The organism is Rheinheimera gaetbuli, assembly GCF_054781935.1.
In genome coordinates this window covers 21,252-41,097 of sequence record NZ_BAAGTL010000016.1, presented here as the reverse complement: position 1 = coordinate 41,097, position 19,846 = coordinate 21,252, and the positions used below count along the sequence as shown (strand labels likewise).

Annotated in this window: 21 protein-coding genes; all 21 read right to left on the bottom strand. The window is 48.3% G+C overall.

Annotation, left to right across the window (positions count from 1 at the left end; genetic code table 11):
- Positions 1–2: 2 nt before the first annotated feature.
- The 21 genes from ACYVIC_RS12895 to fliE all read right to left on the bottom strand — a co-directional run bounded on the left by ACYVIC_RS12895 (position 3) and on the right by fliE (position 19,751).
- Positions 3–764 carry a protein phosphatase CheZ gene (locus ACYVIC_RS12895; protein ID WP_460860540.1) on the bottom strand — a complete coding sequence of 254 codons (762 nt, stop codon included), beginning with the start codon at positions 762–764 and terminating at the stop codon, positions 3–5.
- 25 nt (positions 765–789) lie between these two features.
- Positions 790–1,161 (bottom strand): chemotaxis response regulator CheY, encoded by a 372-nt coding sequence (cheY, locus tag ACYVIC_RS12890; protein ID WP_206109480.1) that lies wholly within the window; start codon positions 1,159–1,161, stop codon positions 790–792.
- 53 nt (positions 1,162–1,214) lie between these two features.
- On the bottom strand, positions 1,215–1,934 hold the full coding sequence (locus ACYVIC_RS12885) for an RNA polymerase sigma factor FliA (protein ID WP_460860539.1): 720 nt from the start codon (positions 1,932–1,934) through the stop codon (positions 1,215–1,217).
- Positions 1,931–2,809, bottom strand: a complete 879-nt coding sequence (locus ACYVIC_RS12880) for a MinD/ParA family protein (RefSeq protein WP_460860537.1) — start codon at positions 2,807–2,809, stop codon at positions 1,931–1,933. The genes ACYVIC_RS12885 and ACYVIC_RS12880 overlap by 4 nt, the downstream gene beginning before the upstream one ends.
- Positions 2,802–4,187, bottom strand: coding sequence for a flagellar biosynthesis protein FlhF (gene flhF / locus ACYVIC_RS12875; RefSeq protein ID WP_460860536.1), 1,386 nt, complete (start codon positions 4,185–4,187; stop codon positions 2,802–2,804). Before flhF ends, ACYVIC_RS12880 begins: the two co-directional genes overlap by 8 nt.
- A 10-nt stretch (positions 4,188–4,197) precedes the next feature.
- Positions 4,198–6,300 carry a flagellar biosynthesis protein FlhA gene (flhA, locus tag ACYVIC_RS12870; protein ID WP_460860535.1) on the bottom strand — a complete coding sequence of 701 codons (2,103 nt, stop codon included), beginning with the start codon at positions 6,298–6,300 and terminating at the stop codon, positions 4,198–4,200.
- Between the two features lie 132 nt (positions 6,301–6,432).
- Positions 6,433–7,560 carry a flagellar biosynthesis protein FlhB gene (gene flhB / locus ACYVIC_RS12865; RefSeq protein ID WP_460860534.1) on the bottom strand — a complete coding sequence of 376 codons (1,128 nt, stop codon included), beginning with the start codon at positions 7,558–7,560 and terminating at the stop codon, positions 6,433–6,435.
- Between the two features lie 15 nt (positions 7,561–7,575).
- Entirely contained in the window at positions 7,576–8,349 is a 774-nt protein-coding gene (gene fliR, locus ACYVIC_RS12860) for a flagellar biosynthetic protein FliR (protein WP_460860532.1), read from the bottom strand.
- A gap of 4 nt (positions 8,350–8,353) precedes the next feature.
- Positions 8,354–8,623 (bottom strand): flagellar biosynthesis protein FliQ, encoded by a 270-nt coding sequence (gene fliQ / locus ACYVIC_RS12855; RefSeq protein WP_460860531.1) that lies wholly within the window; start codon positions 8,621–8,623, stop codon positions 8,354–8,356.
- Positions 8,620–9,366: a flagellar type III secretion system pore protein FliP gene (fliP, locus tag ACYVIC_RS12850; protein WP_460860530.1), complete on the bottom strand. Its 747-nt coding sequence runs from the start codon at positions 9,364–9,366 to the stop codon at positions 8,620–8,622. The genes fliQ and fliP overlap by 4 nt, the downstream gene beginning before the upstream one ends.
- Positions 9,367–9,374: 8 nt before the next feature.
- Positions 9,375–9,941, bottom strand: coding sequence for a flagellar biosynthetic protein FliO (gene fliO, locus ACYVIC_RS12845; RefSeq protein ID WP_460860528.1), 567 nt, complete (start codon positions 9,939–9,941; stop codon positions 9,375–9,377).
- A complete protein-coding gene (gene fliN / locus ACYVIC_RS12840) occupies positions 9,941–10,333 on the bottom strand; it encodes a flagellar motor switch protein FliN (RefSeq protein WP_460860527.1) in 393 nt (130 codons plus the stop codon). Before fliN ends, fliO begins: the two co-directional genes overlap by 1 nt.
- A 6-nt stretch (positions 10,334–10,339) precedes the next feature.
- Positions 10,340–11,428 carry a flagellar motor switch protein FliM gene (gene fliM, locus ACYVIC_RS12835; RefSeq protein WP_460860525.1) on the bottom strand — a complete coding sequence of 363 codons (1,089 nt, stop codon included), beginning with the start codon at positions 11,426–11,428 and terminating at the stop codon, positions 10,340–10,342.
- 12 nt (positions 11,429–11,440) lie between these two features.
- Positions 11,441–11,965, bottom strand: a complete 525-nt coding sequence (gene fliL, locus ACYVIC_RS12830; RefSeq protein WP_460860524.1) for a flagellar basal body-associated protein FliL — start codon at positions 11,963–11,965, stop codon at positions 11,441–11,443.
- Between the two features lie 93 nt (positions 11,966–12,058).
- The gene (locus ACYVIC_RS12825) at positions 12,059–13,855 is read right to left on the bottom strand and encodes a flagellar hook-length control protein FliK (RefSeq protein ID WP_460860522.1); all 1,797 of its coding nucleotides are present in this window, start codon (positions 13,853–13,855) and stop codon (positions 12,059–12,061) included.
- A gap of 122 nt (positions 13,856–13,977) precedes the next feature.
- Positions 13,978–14,427 (bottom strand): flagellar export protein FliJ, encoded by a 450-nt coding sequence (gene fliJ / locus ACYVIC_RS12820; RefSeq protein WP_460860521.1) that lies wholly within the window; start codon positions 14,425–14,427, stop codon positions 13,978–13,980.
- On the bottom strand, positions 14,424–15,770 hold the full coding sequence (fliI, locus tag ACYVIC_RS12815; RefSeq protein ID WP_460860519.1) for a flagellar protein export ATPase FliI: 1,347 nt from the start codon (positions 15,768–15,770) through the stop codon (positions 14,424–14,426). The genes fliJ and fliI overlap by 4 nt, the downstream gene beginning before the upstream one ends.
- On the bottom strand, positions 15,757–16,659 hold the full coding sequence (fliH, locus tag ACYVIC_RS12810; RefSeq protein ID WP_460860518.1) for a flagellar assembly protein FliH: 903 nt from the start codon (positions 16,657–16,659) through the stop codon (positions 15,757–15,759). Before fliH ends, fliI begins: the two co-directional genes overlap by 14 nt.
- Positions 16,660–16,676: 17 nt before the next feature.
- Positions 16,677–17,711 (bottom strand): flagellar motor switch protein FliG, encoded by a 1,035-nt coding sequence (gene fliG, locus ACYVIC_RS12805; RefSeq protein ID WP_460860516.1) that lies wholly within the window; start codon positions 17,709–17,711, stop codon positions 16,677–16,679.
- Positions 17,704–19,401, bottom strand: coding sequence for a flagellar basal-body MS-ring/collar protein FliF (fliF, locus tag ACYVIC_RS12800; RefSeq protein WP_460860515.1), 1,698 nt, complete (start codon positions 19,399–19,401; stop codon positions 17,704–17,706). Before fliF ends, fliG begins: the two co-directional genes overlap by 8 nt.
- 14 nt (positions 19,402–19,415) lie before the next feature.
- The gene (gene fliE / locus ACYVIC_RS12795; RefSeq protein ID WP_460860513.1) at positions 19,416–19,751 is read right to left on the bottom strand and encodes a flagellar hook-basal body complex protein FliE; all 336 of its coding nucleotides are present in this window, start codon (positions 19,749–19,751) and stop codon (positions 19,416–19,418) included.
- Positions 19,752–19,846: the final 95 nt, after the last annotated feature.

Sequence of the window (19,846 nt, the reverse complement as noted above, 5' to 3'; positions counted from 1 at the left end):
TGTTAAAAACCTAAACTGGACAATAAGTCATCAACGTCATCCTGACCACTAACCACATCGTCTCGCTCAGCTGCATCAATAATCGGGCCTTCAGCTTCATGTGCTTTGGGCTTGTTTTTGGCTGGTTTAGCAGGCTTCGCTTCCATCGCCATCATCATACTTGACTGACCAAAGGCGGTGAGCAGACCAATCAGGCTTTCTTCTACTTCACGCACCAGCTCAATGACACGGCGAAGGATCTGGCCAGTTAGATCCTGATAATCCTGCGCCATTAACACGTCGGTTAGTAATGAGTTAAGCGTAGCAGTGTCTGCACCGGCCTGGTTTAAAAAACCATCAAGGTTGTGGCACAACGTTTTGAATTCGCTAAGTTGCAACTGGCGCTGCATCAGTTTTTGCCATTGTGGCGCTATACCGTTCAAACCCTGAGTTAGTTGGTCAGCAATAGGTAAGCAGGATTCAACAGCATCCATGGTGCGATTGGCCGCTTGCTCTGTCATATCAATGACATGATTTAGCCGCTTTTTTGCATCAGGGATATCTTCTTCCAGCAAGTTGCTCAGTGATGGGTCAATCTGGAAGTTTTTTAATGAATCGTGCAACTGACGAGTCAGTTTGCCCACTTCAGCAAATAGTTCAGAAGAGCCCGGCACAGCAAGCTGCTGCACCAGTTCGTTGGCCGCATCGTGTTGCTCCATCTCCAGCAACTGCACCAGTTCCCGGGCTTGCTCCAGTGAAATCAACGGCGCCGTAATTGCAGACATAGCAACGCTCCTTTGTCAGTTACGGTTAGCCGATCCGTTCAAATACTTTAGCTAACTTCTCTTGCAGAGTGGCTGCGGTAAAAGGTTTAACAATATAGCCATTAACACCGGCCTGAGCCGCAGCAATAATTTGTTCTTTTTTCGCTTCTGCCGTTACCATAAGTACGGGAATGTGTTTAAGCTTGGCATCAGCGCGTATAGCACGCAGTAAGTCGATGCCTTGCATCCCGGGCATGTTCCAGTCAGTAACGACGAAATCGAAGTCACCATTCTGCAGCATAGGTAAAGCTGTACTGCCGTCATCTGCTTCAGATACATTAGTAAAGCCAAGATCACGTAACAGATTTTTTATTATCCGTCTCATAGTTGAAAAATCATCAACCACAAGAATTTTCATGTTTTTATCCAAAATCCCCTCCGACGAGATATAACTTTTTATCTCAGAATAGGTTACAACCAATCCTGCATTCTGGCTTTCAATCTGACCAAGGCCTGACTATGAATCTGACTGATGCGGGATTCGCTGACATTCAGCACGGCCCCTATCTCTTTCAAATTCAGTTCGTCATTATAATACAGCGAAAGCACTAATGCTTCACGCTCCGGTAAATTACTGATAGTTCTGACAAGAGCCTGCTGAAACGCCTCATTTGCCTGACTTTCATATAAGTGATCGGCATCGGTGTCATCAGAAGTTACCAGTACATCCTGCGAAATACCAAGATCTTCAATGCCAATAATACGACCACTGCTGATATCACTTAACATATGATGGTATTCATCCAGAGAGATATCAAGTTTTTCAGCAACTTCTGTATCTTTTACATCCCGCCCCAGCACACCTTCGAGTTCTGCTATTGTCTCAGCTATCAATCTGGCATTACGATGCACTGAACGCGGCGTCCAATCGCCACGACGCATTTCGTCGAGCATAGCTCCCCGAATACGGATACCGGCAAAGGTTTCAAAACTGGCTCCTTTGCTACCGTCAAAATTTTTCGCTGCTTCAATCAGACCTATCATCCCCGATTGAATCAGATCATCTGCCTGTACACTGGCAGGCAAACGTGCTAGTAAATGATAAGCAATGCGTTTGACTAAAGGCGCATGCCGTTCGACCATTTGCTGCATATGGTCGACACCGCCATAAGCTGCAATCCGGCTATTCACGCAATACCTCTATCGCTTTGCGGCTGCACTAACTGTTCCAGGAAAAACTCCAGATGGCCTGAAGCTGTCGCAGGCAGCGGCCACTTTACAGCCTTTAAAGCCAAAGACTTTATTGCCATGCTGGCAGCCGTTCGTGGAAAAGCATCAACAAAAGCTTTTTGCTTTCGCGCCGCTTTACGTACATTTTCATCATAAGGAATAGTAGCTACCAGCTCCAGACTGACATCTAAGAAACGGTCAGTTACCCGGGTAAGTTTACTAAACAGCTCTTGGCCTTCCTTCAAACTTCGCACCATGTTGGCGACAATCTTAAATTTTTCTACACCGTGATCACGGCTCAGAATTTTCATTAATGCATACGCATCAGTGATCGAGGAAGGCTCATCGCACACCACCACCATTACATCCTGTGACGCGCGGGAAAAACTTAACACCATATCTGAAATGCCCGCCGCTGTATCAACCAGCATAACATCTACCGGCGTTTTCAATTCACTGAAAGCACGAATTAAGCCTGCATGTTCTGCTGGTGTTAGTTCTGTCATGTTTTGTGAACCGGACGTTGCGGGAATAATTTTAATGCCCAGAGGTCCATCAATAATAATGTCATCCAGTTCAGCTTCGCCGGACAACACATGTGATAAGTTTTTTTCGACCCGAAGGCCTAACATAACGTCGCAGTTGGCCAACCCCAGATCAGCGTCAAGCACTAACACACGCTTGCCCAACTGCGATAGCGCCATGGCAAAGTTCAGCGTAACGTTAGTTTTACCCACGCCGCCTTTACCACCGGTAACTGATATTACTTTTACCATCTGCTTATTCATTTTTCTCAGGCCATTGGCTTGATCGTCAGTATTGTCATGACTATGCATAGGTTCCGTCCGCCCGGCTCTCTTCATATTGATACCATTGATGAGCCGTACTACTTTGTGCGATTCGTAATTGTTCTGCGTGTTGCACCAGGCTTTGTGCATCGGCAACAGCTATATCTTCAGGTACACGCTGGCCGTTAGTCAAGTAGCTAAGAGGCAATGCGTTTTGCACTGCCACGTTAATAACCTCACCCAAACTTAAGCATTCGTCAAGTTTGGTGAAAATACAACCTGACAACGGAATGCGTTTAAAATGAGATACGCTTTCCTGCATCACTCTAGCCTGTGCAGTGGCAGACAATACCAGATAACTTTTTATTTTGACACGACTATTATGAACCAGCGTAGCAAGTTTTTCTGCTAAACGTACATCACGTTGGCTCATGCCCGCGGTATCGATCAGGATTAATTTGCGTTGCTGCATTTGTGTCAATAACACCGACAACTCATTACTGTCTTTTGCTTGCTTCACCGGGCAGCCAATAATACGGCCAAAAGTGGCAAGTTGTTCAAAGGCACCAATGCGAAAACTGTCGGTGGTAATTAGCGCCACCTGATCAGCACCATGGCGCCGGGCGAACTCAGCCGCCAGCTTAGCCACAGTGGTGGTTTTGCCAACGCCGGTTGGCCCAACCAGCGCGATAATGCCGCCGCGACGCAGTATATCATCGTTGGTAGTACTAAGTTGTCCAGCCAGTAACTCCAACGCTGCCTGCCAGGCATCGCTGCTGTTTAGATCTTCCGGCATAAAGCACGCCAGCTGGTCTGCCATTTGTTCAGATAACCCTAACTGGCGCAGGTTATCAATCACCAACGCCCGCACCGGTTCGCGCCTTGCTAAATCCTGCCACATCAAACCTGACACCTGATGCTGTAACAACTGACGCATAGACAGCATTTCGTTGTGCATAGCATCCATTTGCTGCTGTAACAACTTTGCCTGTTGCTCTTGCTGCTTGGTTATTTCATTTAATTGCGCGCTGCTGACAGCGGATGTCGCGCCAGAAGTTTGACGTTCAAACTGTGCGGCTCTTACTTCAGGCTGTGGCTGCCGCGCTTTTGTTGCCACTGCAGCGTGCTTTTGCGGATGAGCCACCTGCTGTTTAATCATCTGCCTTGCCAGCAAGGCTTTTAGTGAGTCAGCCGGCGCTTCTGCGCTATCAGCGTCGTCAACTGTGGCAGAAAACCTCGGCAATGCCGGCTTAGCCACTGGTATTGCTTTGTCGGCAGTTACTACATCCTGGTCAATAGCAGCTACAATCTCAACACCCTCAGCAACTTTCTTATTTGACAAAATAATGGCGTCAGGCCCGAGAAATTCCTTTACTTCCTGCAGTGCGGTTCGCATATCTTTTGCAACAAAGCGTTTGATTTTCATAGTTTAATTCCTAGCTTGCCTGACCAATTACGCTGACAATACGAATTTGTTTATCATCCGGAATTTCCTGATAAGATAAAACCCGCAGCCCTGGAATGGTGTACTTCACAAATCGTGCCATAACTGAGCGTAATATGCCTGACGTTAACAAAATAGCGCTGTCGCCATTGAGTTCTTGCTCTTGATGCGCTTGATGCAATGATTGTTGAATGCGGTCGGCCAAGCCTGGTTCAATACCGGCACCGTCATTGCCTGCCGCCTGCATCGACTGGTGCAGCATTTGCTCTAGCTCAGGGGCAAAAGTAATTACAGGGATCTCCTGCCGGCTACCGCCAACTTCCTGAACAATCAAACGGCGCAGTGCAATACGACACGCTGCCGTCAGTACATCAACATCCTGACTCTTGGCACCATATTCCACCAACGTTTGCACTACCGTACGCATATCACGAATTGGTACACCTTCGTTCAGCAGGTTTTGCAATACTTTTACCACCGCAGTCAGAGGTAAGGTATCAGGCACCAAACCTTCAACCAGTTTTGGCGAGTGTTTCGCCAACATATCCAGCAGGTTCTGCACTTCTTCATGCCCCAATAAGCTGGCGGCATGGTTAGTTAAAATCTGGCTTAAATGGGTAGCAACTACCGTAGCAGCATCGACAACCGTATAACCTAGCGTCTGAGCATGCTCACGCTGATCTTTGTTAATCCAGACCGCATCCAGGCCAAAAGCCGGATCTTTTGTCGCAAGGCCTTTTACCGTACCGAAGACCTGCCCTGGATTGATTGCCAGCTCGTTGTCATGGCGCAGCTCTCCTTCGCCGGTTGTCACCCCCATCAACGTCATACGATAACTGTTAGGCTCCAGGTCAAGATTGTCGCGAATATGTACAGCGGGGATAAGAAACCCCAGCTCTTGCGACAACTTTTTCCGCACGCCTTTAATCCGGCTTAGCAACTCTCCGCCCTGCGTTTTATCAACCAGCGGAATAAGCCGGTAACCCACTTCAAGGCCAATAGTGTCAACACCTTGCACGTCGTCCCAACCAATTTCTTTAACAGCATTGTTCTCAACTGGGGCAATGTCTTTAGTATTTCGATTTACCAGCTCAGCTGCTGTTTGTTCTGCGCGTTTATGCAGTAGATATGCAGCGCCCCCCACCAGAGCCGCCAGCGATAAAAAGGCAAAATGCGGCATGCCAGGTACGATACCCATTAGCGTCAACACGGCTGCAGCGACAAACAACACCCGGGTATTGCCCAGTTGAGCGCTCATTTGTTCGCCCATATGTTGCGATTTATTTTGCCGGGTAACAATAATAGCAGTACCAATTGACAACAACAGCGCGGGTATTTGTGCGACCAGACCATCACCGATGGTAAGCAAGGTATATACTTCCATGGCATCGGCAAAACTCAGCTCATGCTGCATCATGCCGATAAAAATGCCACCCACCAGGTTAATAACCAAAATAACAATACCGGCAATGGCATCGCCTTTTACGAACTTGCTGGCACCGTCCATTGAACCGTAAAAATCGGCTTCACTGGTTACTTCTTCACGCCGCATCCGTGCTTCTTCTTGTGTAATAAGGCCTGAGTTTAAATCGGCATCAATGGCCATTTGCTTACCCGGCATTGCATCTAGCGTAAAACGGGCTGTTACTTCAGCAATACGGCCAGCACCTTTGGTTACAACCACAAAGTTAATGATAATCAGGATTAAAAACACCACTATACCAACAGCGTAGTTGCCACCGATAACGACAGAGCCAAAGGCCTCGATAACTTTACCTGCGGCATCCGGACCATTATGGCCTTCCAACAACACCACCCGGGTACTGGCAACGTTTAGCGCCAGACGCATAATGGTCGCTACCAGCAATACCGCCGGAAAAATTCCAAAATCCAGCGGTCGCTGGGTATAAATCGTAACCAGTAACACCACCAAAGCCAGAGCAATATTAAAAGAAAACAGAATATCTAATAGTACCGGCGGCAGCGGCAACACCACCATCGCCAGCGCAGCCAAAATAAGTATCGGCGTACCCAAGCCTTTAACATGAGCAAATTTTGAACGGTCAAACTTTGTAAAATAACTGGCTAACTGCATAAAAACCCTGACGGTAATTTGGCGCTATATAGCTGCACAGCAAAAAACGTTCCAACACGCTTTCAAGGGGTCAGAGCACTTGAAGCTTTAGACTTTTCAGTAGCTTCAAGTGCTCTGACCCCTTGAAAGGTTTTAGTGGCGGTAATCTTCCGGGATGGGGAGCTCTTTTGCCAAAGCTTTAGGGCGGCTGCCTTTGCCTTTTTTATACATGTTTAACTGATAAACATAGGCTAGCACCTGAGCAACTGCAGCAAACAACTGCTCAGGGATAGGATGGTCAAGCTCGGTGGTGTGATAAACCGAGCGCGCCAGCATTGGCGACTCGATAATCGGTATTTTATGTTCTGCAGCAATTTTACGAATATGCAGGGCTACTTCATCAACCCCTTTTGCCACGACTAAAGGCGCACGGAACTTGCCCTGGTCATATTTTAATGCCACAGCATAGTGTGTCGGGTTTGTTACTATCACATCGGCTTTTGGCACTTCCTGCATCATGCGCTTCATCGACATTTGCATCTGAGTGCGGCGAATGCGAGCTTTAATGTGCGGATCACCTTCACTGTTCTTATATTCGTCTTTGATTTCTTGCAAGCTCATTTTTAACTGCCGAATGTGATTCCATGTTTGGTAAGGCGCATCCACTACCGCGATCACTGATACACTGGAACACAGGCCTAAAAACAACCAGGCAAGAAAATACATTGTTGATTCAATGTTGTTCGGCTCGCTCATCAGAGACAGCGCCATAATATCGTCAAAAAACAGTTTAAGCAGTAAGTACGCAATGCCCACCACGACTACTACCTTAAGGATGCTTTTTAACAACTCAACCGCAGCCTGCACACCAAACATACGCTTAAAGCCTTTTAGCGGGTCCATTTTGCTTAATTTTGGTCCGGCGGCTTCCCAGCTAAAGTTAAAACCACCCAACAAGATATTACCTAAAAAGGCGGCAAACAAAATAATGGCAAAAATACCCGCCATTGGCGCAGCCAGGTGCTCACCTACTTCGCCCCAGGCAGTAAACATCGAATTAGGTTCAAAGATATCTTTGTGATTTAAACTGAGCAAGCGCTGGCTAATATCGAGCATAGCCATTGCCAACATTTTACCGAATATGAGCAATGCCGTAGCGCTACCAATCAATACAAAAGCAGTGCCTAAATCTTTAGAGCGGGCAATCTGGCCCTTTTTAGCTGCGTCTTGCAGCTTCTTCGGCGTGGGCTGTTCGGTCTTTTCGGCGCTATCATCTGCCATTGCAGAGCCCTCCGCTTAACAACCAATCAGCCGGCAGCTGTAATCAATTGCGTGCTGCCACTGTTTGTCGTAATGAAATAAAAAGGTGTCCAGCGTTAACCACAAAATGATTAAGCCGGCCAACATCGTAATAGGAAAACCAATCGAGAAAATATTCAGTTGTGGTGCAGCACGCGTCATAATGCCAAAAGATAAGTTTACCACCAGCATCGACACTATCGGAGCCAGCGCGATGGCCAGTGAAGTGGCAAACATCCAGCCGCCGAACTCGACTACTGTCCAGTAGCTGGTAACATCCCACCACTGGCTATTAATCGGTAAAGCATTGAAGCTGAATACCAGCATCTGGATCATGATTAGATGGCCATCTAAGATCCAAAACAATAAGGTGGCCAAAATCAGATAAAACTGACCGATAGCCGGCACGTTGACCCCGCTAGCTGGGTCAACCATAGATGCAAAACCTAAACCGGTTTGCGTCGCTAAAAGTTGTCCTGCCAGCACAAAGGTGTTGATAAACATCAATGATATAAAACCCAGCGCAAAGCCAATTAGCAGTTGCAATAGCACTTCCAGTACCATCTGGCCTGACATTAGATCCGGGTTTGTTACCGGCGGTAGTGTTGGCATAATGATCAAGCTGATAAATACCACCAAACCGGTTTTTATCCGCGTAGGCACATTACGGACCCCAATACCGGCCATAATCAAAAACATCCCGGTAACACGGCACATTGGCAGTAAGTAATCTGCCAGTGCCTGCATTAATACCGACAACGGAAATTCCATCTGCTTAGCCCACCACAACCGGTATGCTTAGAATTAGCTCGTGGGTATATTCCATAATAACCTGCGTAAACCAGTGGCCGCCAAACATCAGCGCCAGCAACGTAACTATTAAGCGCGGTAAAAAACTCAACGTTTGTTCGTTAATGGATGTAGCAGCTTGAAATACCGCCACAATTAAGCCAACAAATAACGATGGCAAAATCATCGCGCTAACCAGCAAAATCACAATAAAGAGTGCATCGCGCAGCACATCGACAAAAATCTCCGGGCTCATGTGCCAACTCCGTAGCTGGTGGCCAGCGTACCCATCACTAAAATCCAGCCGTCAACCAGAACAAACATCATCAGTTTAAACGGCAGTGAAATAATCATAGGTGATAGCATCATCATACCCATTGCCATCAATACACTGGCAACCACCAAGTCGATAATAAGAAACGGGATAAACAACATAAAACCTATCTGAAACGCCGTTTTCAGCTCACTGGTAATAAAAGCCGGTATTACTACTGTTATTGGATAGTCCTGCGGTTGGGCGGCTAATTCAAGCCCTGCAATCTGGGCAAATGTATCCAGATCCTTAGTGCGGGTTTGGTGCAACATAAAGGCTTTGATCGGCACTATAGCCGCATCCAACGCCTGAACCGGGGAAATCTCTTCATTCAGATAGGGTTGAATGGCGGTATCGTTTATGTTTTTAAACACCGGCGCCATAATGAAAAAGGTCAGAAACAGCGTGATACCAATTAAAATCTGATTGGAAGGCGACTGCATCAAACCAATAGCCTGCCGCAAAATAGCCAACACGACTATAATGCGGGTGAAGCAGGTCATCATAATGACCATTGCAGGGATAAAGCTTAACGCCGTCATCAGCGCCAGCACTTGCAGCGTTACACTATACTGCTGGCTACCATCTGCACCGGTAGTAACGGTAACCGCTGACAAAGCACCGTTATCAGCAAAAACATCGGGGCTTAGCCAGGCTAATAGCACCACGAACAACAATCGCAACATAGCTCACACTATTTTTTTAGCAAAGATTGCAACTGTGTATGAAAGTCTGATGCCAACTTTTCTTCAGGGAGTGAATTTTCTAACTCAAACAACAAATTTATGCTGTGCGCTGTGACACCTAAAACCCGCTGTTTTCCTTGCATTTCAATAACTAACAACCGCTCTTTTGGCCCAAGAGGCATAGTGGAAATAATTTTAATATACCGGCTTCCTGGTAAGCGCAGTGTCAATTTTTTGAATATCCAACCCAACGCAATCACTATGGCTACCACAATCAGTAGCGATAGTGCCATTTTACCCAGGCCAACACCCGTTGCCGGGCGCTCCGGCGCGCTTTGCAGCACTTTTGGTTTTACCGGCGCAGTATCGGCCACTTGTGCAGTACTTTCCTCAGCAGGTAACCGCGAGGGCACTGTTACAGGCGTTGGCACCGTTGCAGGAAAGGCAACTGTCAGCTCAGCCTCAATTGCCGGCTCTTGCTGTACAGCTTCGGTTTTAGGGGCGTCAGCTTGCTGTGCGACAACACTGGCCGGCAGGTATACCAAGCACCCCAAAATAATTGCAATAAAGCGCATTAACGCAGCTTCTTAATCCGTTCTATCTGACTAATTACGTCAGTTAGACGGATACCAAATTTATCATTCACAACAACAACTTCGCCATGCGCTATCAAGGTGCCGTTAACTAAAACGTCCAACGGCTCACCTGCTACCCGCTCCAGCTCTACCACAGAGCCCTGATTCAGTTGTAACAGATTGCGAATGCTAATTTTCGCCCGCCCTACTTCCATTGATATGGTTACCGGGATGTCAAGAATGGTGTCAAGTTTGCGTTTTTCATCAACGGTAATGTCGGCTTTTTCATCACGTAGCTCTTCGAGCTCTACCGCTTCAGCGCCATCACCTGTACCTTCAGCTTCCGCCATCGCGGCTGCCCATTCGTCCATGGTGTCTTTATCATCAGCCATTTTCAATTACCTTCTATCACGATCTGACAGATTCAGATCGGCTTCTAATTCAGAAATATCAGCGTCGCTGTCCAGCCGGCGCCCACCCTTAGTAAATACGTGCATTTCAGATTTCACTGACTCGGGCCGTTTTATTTTTTCAATAATCTTCAACGCCACGCTCTCGCGCGAGCGACCAAGTTTGGCACGGTAAGACGGTAAATCTTCTATCAGCACGGTAATATGTTCCGGCATTTCTATCGGAATAATATCGCCAGCTTGCAGCTCCATAATTTCGCGCAACGTCAGGTCGACATCCATCATTTTGGTGGTTAAATCGACCTTTACATCCATAATTTCGTCGCGTAACGCTTTGCTCCAGCGCAGATCAGTGTCTTCTTTATCGCTTTGAACACCAGCATCGAGTAGTTCACGAATTGGCTCTAACATCGAGTAAGGCAATGCAACATGAAAATCGCCACCACCACCATCCAGTTCAATATGGAACGAGCTAATGACCACAACTTCAGTCGGGCTGACAATATTTGCCATTGCCGGGTTAACTTCTGAATCGAGATATTCAAACGACACGTCCATTACTGGCGCCCAGGCTTCTTTATAATCTTCAAAAATCAGTTTTAACAGCATCTGAATAATACGCCGCTCAGTGGGCGTAAATTCGCGGCCTTCAATTTTTGCATGGTAGCGACCATCACCACCGAAGAAGTTATCAACCAAAATAAAGACTAATCGCGCTTCCATGGTGATCAAGCCGGTACCTTTTAGCGGCCTGAAGCGCACCATGTTTAAGCTGGTAGGTACAAACAACGTATGTACATACTCGCCAAACTTTATCATCTGCACGCCGTTAATAGACACTTCAGCAGTGCGGCGCATCATATTAAACAAACTAATGCGCATATGCCTGGCAAAACGCTCGTTTACCATTTCCAGAGTGGGCATACGGCCGCGCACAATACGATCCTGCGAGGAGAAATCGTATTCCATAGCGGAACGGCCCCTACCTTCGCCGGACTCGTCTATTTCTTCTTCTTCGACGTCATCAACACCATGTAACAGCGCATCAATTTCATCTTGTGACAGTAAATCGGTCACGGCTGCTCACTCTTATTGCATAACAAAACCGGTGAACAGCACTTCGTCCACCACCACGGAACCTACTACTTCTATCATTGCCTGTTGCAAGTCGCTCAAGGCTTTATTCTTAAGCGCATCCCGTCCGGCTACCGTCACTAACTCATCGGCATTAGACGAGCTAAATGTCTCCAGTAAAGCGCCTTCAATAAGCGGAATATGTCGCATAGCCAGCGTCTGATTGTTATCGCCCCTTACCAGCAACTGCACTTTAATCTGCACCATCCGGTCACGGGATGCCCCGGGTACGTTAAAAACAAACGGCTTTGGTAATGGCACATAGAGTGCTGTTCCTTTAACTTCTGCAGCACCTGTTGTCTGGCCTGAACCAGTGTTATTCTGGTCCGCCCCTGCAGCGGCAGGTGTACTGCTGTCACCGGCAAACATTAAAAAGCCAACAACCCCCAGTACTACAACCAATAAGACAGCAGCTATAATAATTATTAACTTTTTCTTACCGCCACCTTCGGCGATGACCAAATCTTTTTCAGCAGCCATACATTGCCCCCTTAATTGCGCCAGTGCTTATTATGCTCAGAGCCTGATGCTAAAGTAAATCTGGCTCTGACTGATTGGTGCAGTAACATACTGCTAGGCATAATAATCAACCAGCCGGTCGGTCGGTGCAACCTTTAGCTGTGTTTGTATGCCATCATCGGCTGAGCTACCTTCAGCTGAGCCTTCTTGCCGGCCTTGTCCGTTTTGTTGTTGCTGCTGCCGCTCAGCTAACTGCCGTTCTTGTTGCGATTGCTGCTGTACACTGCCCTCGCCCAACACTATGCCTTGCTGCTGCAACATTTCTCGCAAGCGTGGCAACTGCTGTTCAAGCAACTCTTTAGCCTGTGGCTGCTGCACAATAAACTGCACGTTGGCCTGTTCTTGTTGCATATCTACTTTGATCTGCATCTGACCTAAACCGACCGGATCGAGACGGATTTCGGCGATCTGAATATTTTGCCGTACCATCAGGTTAACCCGTTCACGCAACTGACCTGCAGCATCATGTTGTTGCAGATTAAGCGCCTGCTTTAGCTGCTCCGTTGCAGTTTTGGCTACCGTTTTATTGGTCTGAGTTTGTTGTCGGCTGTCTGCTGCCTGCAGGCTGGCAGCAAAACTGTTTTCTACCCGCGCCGGCTCTGTTGCCGTTTTCGCTGTGTTATTGTGTGCGACCATCGCTGAGAATTGCCGTTCAGCCTGAGCCTGACCTTGCTGCTGTTGCTGCTGAGCGCCCTGCTCAGCTACGGCGTTTTTCAACATGCTGGCAGTTTCTGTTTTGCTACTGCTGGCTTTTTCAGGCTCAGCGCTGATTAATGGCTGCTTGTCATCCTTTTTGCTGTTTGCTGTAACCTTAACCTGGCCGTTTATTACGGCGGCCACAGGTTCCGCAGTTAAAGCCGGTGTCGCCTGACTTGCTAGGCCTGCTTTAGCAACATTAGCCGGTTTTGTAATATCAGCAGGTTTTGTAATATCAGCCGGCTTTGTAATATTAGCACTTGCCGTTGCGGCCTGGCTTTGTGCCGTATCAGCATTGCTCTGACCTATGCTGTTGCGGTCACTGTTAGGTTTAGGTTGATCCTCTATCTGGCTTTGCTGCTGCAAAATTACTTCATTATCCGTGAGTTTGACATCCGTTGGCTGATCTTTTGCGCCGCTTTGTAATTTCACCTGCGCCTGCGCTGTGGTTTCTTTATCGCCTGATGACGTGCCAGATACAGCAATATCAGACGTTACAGCCCCACGTTGTGTTGCTACTGTAGCCGGGTCGCTGCCTGCGTGTTTAGCTTTTTCGCTGTTAACAGCGTCGCCGTCTATAACGTCAGCCTCAGTTGTTTCAGCTGTATTCTCGCTATCCGCTGAAGTGTCTAGTTTGCTATTGGCAGTCTGCGTTGCTAATACATCTTGCTGTTGTGCCACCAGGCTGTTGCTGTCGCCGGCACCTTCGTCCTGTATGGCTGCGTCAGCTATTGCTTCGCCATCAACAGCTATAACATCGCTGTCAGCGACGTTAACGTCACTGTCAGTATCAGCCTCATCGCTGTTTTGGTTTTTCAATGCAATTTGTAGCAATAAGCTGTTGGCCAATGCCGTGTCGTCAGCATCAGTGCTATCCGCTTCTTGCGCTGTAGCCTTTAACATTGCTGCACTGATAGCAGATAAACCGCTTGCTGCGGCAGGGTTCTGCCGTGCGTTAAAACCGGCTTTGCCGCTTTGCGCAGGTTGCACCATGCCATTTAGCAAAGCGCTAAAACCACTGCCTTGCTCTTTCATGTCGGCATCGCTTTGCGATAGCTGATTGTCAGCTATAAAGCCACTTGCCGTGCTACTGTCTGGTTTTAGTGCGCTGTCTGCAGTTAGCATTAGCATTGAAATAGGTAGCGTTTGCGTCATATGTTACCCCGCCTGGGCCAGCTATATTGCGGCCGCCATTGCTGTTTTTTGCGTTTCTGCCGATAACGCATTCAAGTTTTAGGCCATTTTTAATGCTTTAGCTCAATCTTGTTGTTTAGCCACTACCACTGCTCAGCCCGGGCCCGCGCGTACAGCTGGCTGGCATATTCGTCTGCATTTTTTTGCTCTTCTCTTAGCTGACGCTGCAATTCGGTTTGCTCACCGCGTTGCACCAGTAGTTCCAGTGCTTTACGTTTTTTTTGCATTGCCAGCCAGCTTTGCTTACGTTGCTCTGCCGCAGCTCTGGCCTGATGTACCGCCTTGCCTTGCTGTAAAATTGCCTGGTCCAGCTTGGCAATAAAGTTGACGAACTGGCTGTACTGCCGGCTTTGTAAACCTGCCGCGCCTTGTTGCTGGCTTTGCTGAATATACTCTGTGCGATAGTTTGCCAGCCCCTGATATTTTTGTTCAGCCTGCTGATAAAACTGTTGGGCAGCAACAAATTGTGCCTGCAGTTTTTCTTCGCGCTGTTGCTGAATTTTAATTAGCATGGCAAAACGATGGTTGATCATAAGCCGTTTCCTTTTGCCTGCGGCATCAATTGATACAGCCCTTGCAGGCTATCATCGTACGCTACAACATCATGCATGCCCTGTTGCAGGAAGGCGTTAATTCTCGGCATCATAGCAATGGCTTTATCCAGCTGCGGATCGCTACCGCGGACATAAGCACCAATCGCGATAAGATCTTTGCTCTGCTGATAGCTGGCATATAGCTGCTTTAAACTACGCGCCATTTGCTGGTGCTCAAGGCTGGTAACAGCAGGCATAACCCGGCTGATGGACTTTTCCACATCTACTGCGGGAAAATGCCCGGCATCCGCCAGGGTGCGTGACAAAACAATATGGCCGTCTAAAATAGCCCGTGACGCATCCGCAATTGGGTCCTGTAAGTCGTCACCCTCAGACAATACGGTATAAAAAGCGGTTATTGAGCCCTGATTACCGCTGCCGTTACCGGCGCGCTCTACCAACGCAGGTAACTTGGCAAACACCGATGGCGGATAGCCCTTTGTTGCCGGCGGCTCGCCAACCGCTAACGCAATTTCACGCTGCGCCTGGGCGTAGCGGGTAATAGAGTCAATCAGCAACAGTACGTCCAGCCCCTGATCACGAAAATACTCCGCCACCTGCACCGCAGTCTCGCAGCCTTTAAGCCGCATTAGCGGTGATACATCTGCCGGTGCTGCGATAACAACCGAACGTTGTTTACCCTCATCGCCAAGAATTTCGTCAATAAACTCTTTTACCTCACGTCCACGCTCGCCCACCAGGCCAACGACAATCACATCTGCTGAAGTACCGCGTGTCATCATACCCAACAACACGCTTTTACCTACGCCAGAGCCGGCAAATAAGCCCATACGCTGGCCTTTACCCACTGTAAGTATGCTATTAATAGCCCGCACACCTACATCCAGTGGTTGCTTTATCGGCCGGCGGTTTAGCGGGTTAATCGGTTTAGCTTTAATGCCAGCATATTGCTGAGCCGCTATTGGCCCTTTGCCATCAAGCGGGCTACCTACACCATCAATTACTCTGCCTAACAGGTTCATACTCAGCGGTACGCCTTTGTAGTTCAGCATAGGCGTGACTTTAGCGCCGGGTACCACACCTGACACATCATCTTTGGGCATAAGAAAGATACGGTCATTAGCAAAGCCTACTACTTCCGCCATTATATCGCCGCGGGCCGTCTCAACACTGCACGGCTGGCCTATTGCCGCGCTGCAGCCGGTGGCCTCCAGCGTTAGACCGACGACACGCACCAAATGGCCGGCTACCGCCGGTTTGGACGGATGCACATACTGCTGTTGCATCTGCAAAAAACGGCTTAGTGCTTCACTGCTGGCCATCTTCAGCCTCGTGCTTTGCCGGCGCCGCATCTAAATCTGTATCTATATTGGTATCAAGCTGCCCGCCAGGATTATCGCCAGCACTGTCAGCACTGTCTTGTAACTGAATAAAATGCTCTAAGCTGCTTTGCAAGCGCTGCACCAAAGAGCGGTCGACACTTGAGCGTGGTGTATCAACCAGACAGCCGCCTTGTGCCACTGTAGCTTCAGCATGCAGTTGCCAACCGCGCTCTGCAAGCTGCTCTTTGCTGTAAAATTGCTCTACTATCGTTAAATCGGCCGGATGTAATTTAATGCGTATTTGCGCTGCATCAAGCGGCAATACTGAAGTGGCTTCACTTATCGCCTGTAATATCACTTTGGGGTTGGTTTGTACTTCAACGGCAATAACAGCCTGAGCCATGGCCAGGCAAAGTTTTAGCAACTGTTGCTCTACTTTGCGATCGACACTGGCCAGCGGCTTTTGCATTTGTTCAATCAGGCCGGTTAGCTGCGCCAAACGTGCGGTTAATTCTTCCTCCCCCTGAGCTAGCCCTTGTTTTTTACCCTCGGCTTGCCCTTGTAATAACCCATCCTGCTCGCCCTGCGCCCGGCCTTCTCCATAACCTTTGCCAAAACCTTCTTCTTTACCTTCGGCAAACCCTTCGTCGTAGGCCGCCTGGCGAATTTGCTCAATATCATCTGCTGTCAACGGTTTGACAACCAGATCTTCTTCCAACTCTTCCTTAACCTTACGAGCTTTTGGCAAGGTGATATTCATCGCATTGCTGCGGCCAGTGTCACGGCGGCCTTCGTTGGTTAAGTCCGGAGTGTGCCAGTGTTGCAGCTGTTGCTCTGTCTCATCATCCGGCGAAAACGGCCGTTTGTATTTAAAGCCATCTGTAGTCATGGCTACCTCAATCTACCTTACAGGAAGTCATCGCCACCGCCACTGCCCAGCATAATTTCACCGGCATCAGATAAACGACGGGCAATCGACAGGATTTCTTTTTGCGCGGCTTCAACGTCGCTAACCCGCACCGGCCCCATGGCTTCCAGATCATCCTGCAGTAATTCTGCTGCCCGTTTCGACATGTTTTTCAGAATTTTCTCTTTCAGATTCTCGTCAGTACCTTTGAGCGCTTTCATCAACACGTCTTGTTGTATTTCACGCAACAGTGCCTGAATGCCGCGGTCATCAACATCTATCAGGTTTTCAAACACAAACATCAGATCCTGAATTTGCTGCGCCATTTCTTCGTCATGCTCACGAATAGAATCCATCAGCTGGCCTTCAATGTTGGTATCCATGTAGTTGAGGATATCGGCCGCGGCTTTTAAGCCACCCATTTTCGCGGTTTGCGTACCCGCCTGACCGGCAAATTGTTTCTCCATAATCTCGTTTAGCTCCTGCAACGCAGCCGGCTGTACTTCTTCAAGATTGGCGATACGCATGGTTAAATCCAGCCGCACTTTTTCCGGGAACTGCGACAATATTTCTGCAGATTGCTCCGGTTCGAGATAAGACAACACGATAGTCTGAATTTGCGGGTGTTCGTTGCGAATAATGTTGGCAACCTGTTTAGAGTCCATCCACTTCAGTGAGTCTAAGCCTTTTGCGCCACCACCCAAGACAATCTGGTCAATCAGATTGGCGGCTTTTTCTTCGCCCAGCGCGGCGGTAAGAGCACGCTTAATAAACTCTTCACTCTGGAAGCCGATGGTGCTGAAGTTTTGGATTTGTTCAATAAACAAACGGTGTACGGCAGAGATTTTCGCCTGATTAAGATCGGTCATCTGTGCCATCGCCAGACCGACTTTTTGTACCTGCTTTGGCTCTAAGTGTTTTAAAATCTGCGCGGCATCTTCCTCTGATAAACTCAGCAATAAGATCGCGGCTTTTTCAACACCGTCCAGTTTGCCTACATCAAACGCAGGCTTTGTTGCTTCTATGCTACTCATCTTCAGCCAACCAATTTTTCACGACCAGAGAAGACAGTTCCGGCTCATTAGCAACCAGAGCCCGCACTGCGCGTAATAGATCATCATCACCATGTAGATCCGGTAACATCAGTGTACCATCTGCAGCGAAACCTACGGCATTTTCATCAAAGGTAGAGCTGAGCATATCAATGGTGTCATCACCCAGATCTAAACCAGAACTCAAGGCATTATCATCATAGGTATCTTTGGTGTCTTCCGGATAAATCAGTTTTTTCAGCATCGGTTTAACCACTGCCAGGATCAGCACAATAATAATCAGGCCACCGATAGCCAGGCGCACCACGCGTAAAAACCACTCTTCTTCATAAAAATTGGGCTGTGGCGGCTCTATTACTTCATCACGCATAAAGGGCACGGAAATAACTTCAAGCATATCACCACGCTGAGCATCAAAACCGACACCGCCTTGCAGCAAGCGGCGAATATTAGCCAGTTCAGCCTGGGTACGGGCTTCAGGCTCGCCATTGGCATTGGCTTTGTAATCAATAGCCACTGACACGCTCAAACGGCGAATGACACCACTTTGCTGTGAAATATGGCTAATGGTGGTATCCAGCTCGTAATTGCGGGTGGCTTCTTTGCTGTTACGCCCGGGTATTACGGGTTGTGCGCCGCCACCTGTTGCCTGCTCAGGAATATTCGAATTTAGCGGCGGCTGATTTGACAAGGCGCCGGGAATACCACCACTTGAGCCGCCAACGGTATTTTCTTCAATGGTCATCTCACTGCGCACCGCCGGCAAGTCGGGGTTAAAACGTTTTTGCGTTTGTTCGGTGGCGGTAAAATCCATATGTAAATCGACTTGCGCGGTGTAGTTTCCATAGCCCAGCACCGGCATTAAAATAGAGTCAACCTTCTGACGGTACTCTTCTTCCCGGGTGCGCTGCAATTCGTATTCTTTGCGTGAACGGGCTGAACTGGCGTCTTGTGAACCGCTATTGAGTAAGCGGCCGTTCTGGTCGGTTACGGTAACCCGTGATGGCGATAATCCCTGCACGGCAGAGGCAACAATATCAACGATAGCGTCTACTTCGCTATCACGGATCACGGTACCGCCGCGTGCCGTTACCAACACCGTGGCGCTGGGCAGTTTTTCTGCCCGGGCAAACACGTTTTCTTTTGGTATTGCCAGCAACACGCGCGCGCGGGAAACACTTTGCAACTCTTCAATAGTGCGGGCCAGTTGCTGCTCACGGCTGTGCTTTAAGCGCTCCATCTCCAAGCGCTGGCTCACACCAAAACCACTATCCTGTAGCAAAAACTCAGTGCCATTAGACGGCTCTTGCTTAAGGCCGGCACGGGTTAATGACAAGCGCACATTCTGGAATTGATCTTCGGCAATGTAGATAACATTGCCTTCCAATGAATAGGGGATCTTTTGTGCATCCAGATGATCAAGCGTCTGGATAAGCTCTTGTGTTTGAAAGGTTCCCAGCGGTCGCATTTCAGGTTGGCGCGCCCACATAATTATCAGAATAGCAATCGCCAGACAGATGGTCAGCGCCACAATCATGGTGATCTGCCGCACTAAATCTGTGCCACCCAAAGAGCCGATAAAACCGGATTTCTGCTCTTGCTGCTCAGTACTGTTACCACTGTTAAAGTTGTCGCTGCTTAGCGCCAGCTCGGTGGATTGATTGTCAGCCACTGCTTAATCCTCCGTTATACCGGCATCGACATAATGTCTTTGTAGGCTTCTACCAGCTTATTACGTACCTGAACGGTAGCTTCAAACGCCAGTGATGATTTTTGGCTGGCTATCATTACCTGAGCCAGCGACATGTTTGGGTCACCCATTTCAAATGCGGTACGCATCTTACCCGTCTGTTGCTGCAAGCCGTTAACATGGCTTAGCGCGTCTTTAAACATGCTGCCAAAGTCAGACTGACTGGGATTAACTTCAGCATTGTTCTGCAGTTTTAGCTCAGCGCCAACCGTTCTGGCCTGAGAGGCCAGCGATTGCATTTCCGCGTATAGAGCCTGACCTTTGATATTCATAGCGTCACCTGTCAAAATTTTGCTGTCGCAAAGAGTACACAGGTTATAGCAGGAGTTGTGCCAATTTTAAATTATTGATTTAAAACAAAAAGCCC

What these genes read in the sequence shown, in the direction of transcription:
- ACYVIC_RS12895 (WP_460860540.1), bottom strand. Translation starts at nt 764, where the DNA reads ATGTCTGCAATTACGGCGCCGTTGATTTCACTGGAGCAAGCCCGGGAA.
- cheY (WP_206109480.1), bottom strand. Translation starts at nt 1,161, where the DNA reads ATGAAAATTCTTGTGGTTGATGATTTTTCAACTATGAGACGGATAATA.
- ACYVIC_RS12880 (WP_460860537.1), bottom strand. Translation starts at nt 2,809, where the DNA reads ATGCATAGTCATGACAATACTGACGATCAAGCCAATGGCCTGAGAAAA.
- flhF (WP_460860536.1), bottom strand. Translation starts at nt 4,187, where the DNA reads ATGAAAATCAAACGCTTTGTTGCAAAAGATATGCGAACCGCACTGCAG.
- flhA (WP_460860535.1), bottom strand. Translation starts at nt 6,300, where the DNA reads ATGCAGTTAGCCAGTTATTTTACAAAGTTTGACCGTTCAAAATTTGCT.
- flhB (WP_460860534.1), bottom strand. Translation starts at nt 7,560, where the DNA reads ATGGCAGATGATAGCGCCGAAAAGACCGAACAGCCCACGCCGAAGAAG.
- fliR (WP_460860532.1), bottom strand. Translation starts at nt 8,349, where the DNA reads ATGGAATTTCCGTTGTCGGTATTAATGCAGGCACTGGCAGATTACTTA.
- fliQ (WP_460860531.1), bottom strand. Translation starts at nt 8,623, where the DNA reads ATGAGCCCGGAGATTTTTGTCGATGTGCTGCGCGATGCACTCTTTATT.
- fliP (WP_460860530.1), bottom strand. Translation starts at nt 9,366, where the DNA reads ATGTTGCGATTGTTGTTCGTGGTGCTATTAGCCTGGCTAAGCCCCGAT.
- fliO (WP_460860528.1), bottom strand. Translation starts at nt 9,941, where the DNA reads ATGCGCTTTATTGCAATTATTTTGGGGTGCTTGGTATACCTGCCGGCC.
- fliN (WP_460860527.1), bottom strand. Translation starts at nt 10,333, where the DNA reads ATGGCTGATGATAAAGACACCATGGACGAATGGGCAGCCGCGATGGCG.
- fliL (WP_460860524.1), bottom strand. Translation starts at nt 11,965, where the DNA reads ATGGCTGCTGAAAAAGATTTGGTCATCGCCGAAGGTGGCGGTAAGAAA.
- ACYVIC_RS12825 (WP_460860522.1), bottom strand. Translation starts at nt 13,855, where the DNA reads ATGACGCAAACGCTACCTATTTCAATGCTAATGCTAACTGCAGACAGC.
- fliJ (WP_460860521.1), bottom strand. Translation starts at nt 14,427, where the DNA reads ATGATCAACCATCGTTTTGCCATGCTAATTAAAATTCAGCAACAGCGC.
- fliI (WP_460860519.1), bottom strand. Translation starts at nt 15,770, where the DNA reads ATGGCCAGCAGTGAAGCACTAAGCCGTTTTTTGCAGATGCAACAGCAG.
- fliH (WP_460860518.1), bottom strand. Translation starts at nt 16,659, where the DNA reads ATGACTACAGATGGCTTTAAATACAAACGGCCGTTTTCGCCGGATGAT.
- fliG (WP_460860516.1), bottom strand. Translation starts at nt 17,711, where the DNA reads ATGAGTAGCATAGAAGCAACAAAGCCTGCGTTTGATGTAGGCAAACTG.
- fliE (WP_460860513.1), bottom strand. Translation starts at nt 19,751, where the DNA reads ATGAATATCAAAGGTCAGGCTCTATACGCGGAAATGCAATCGCTGGCC.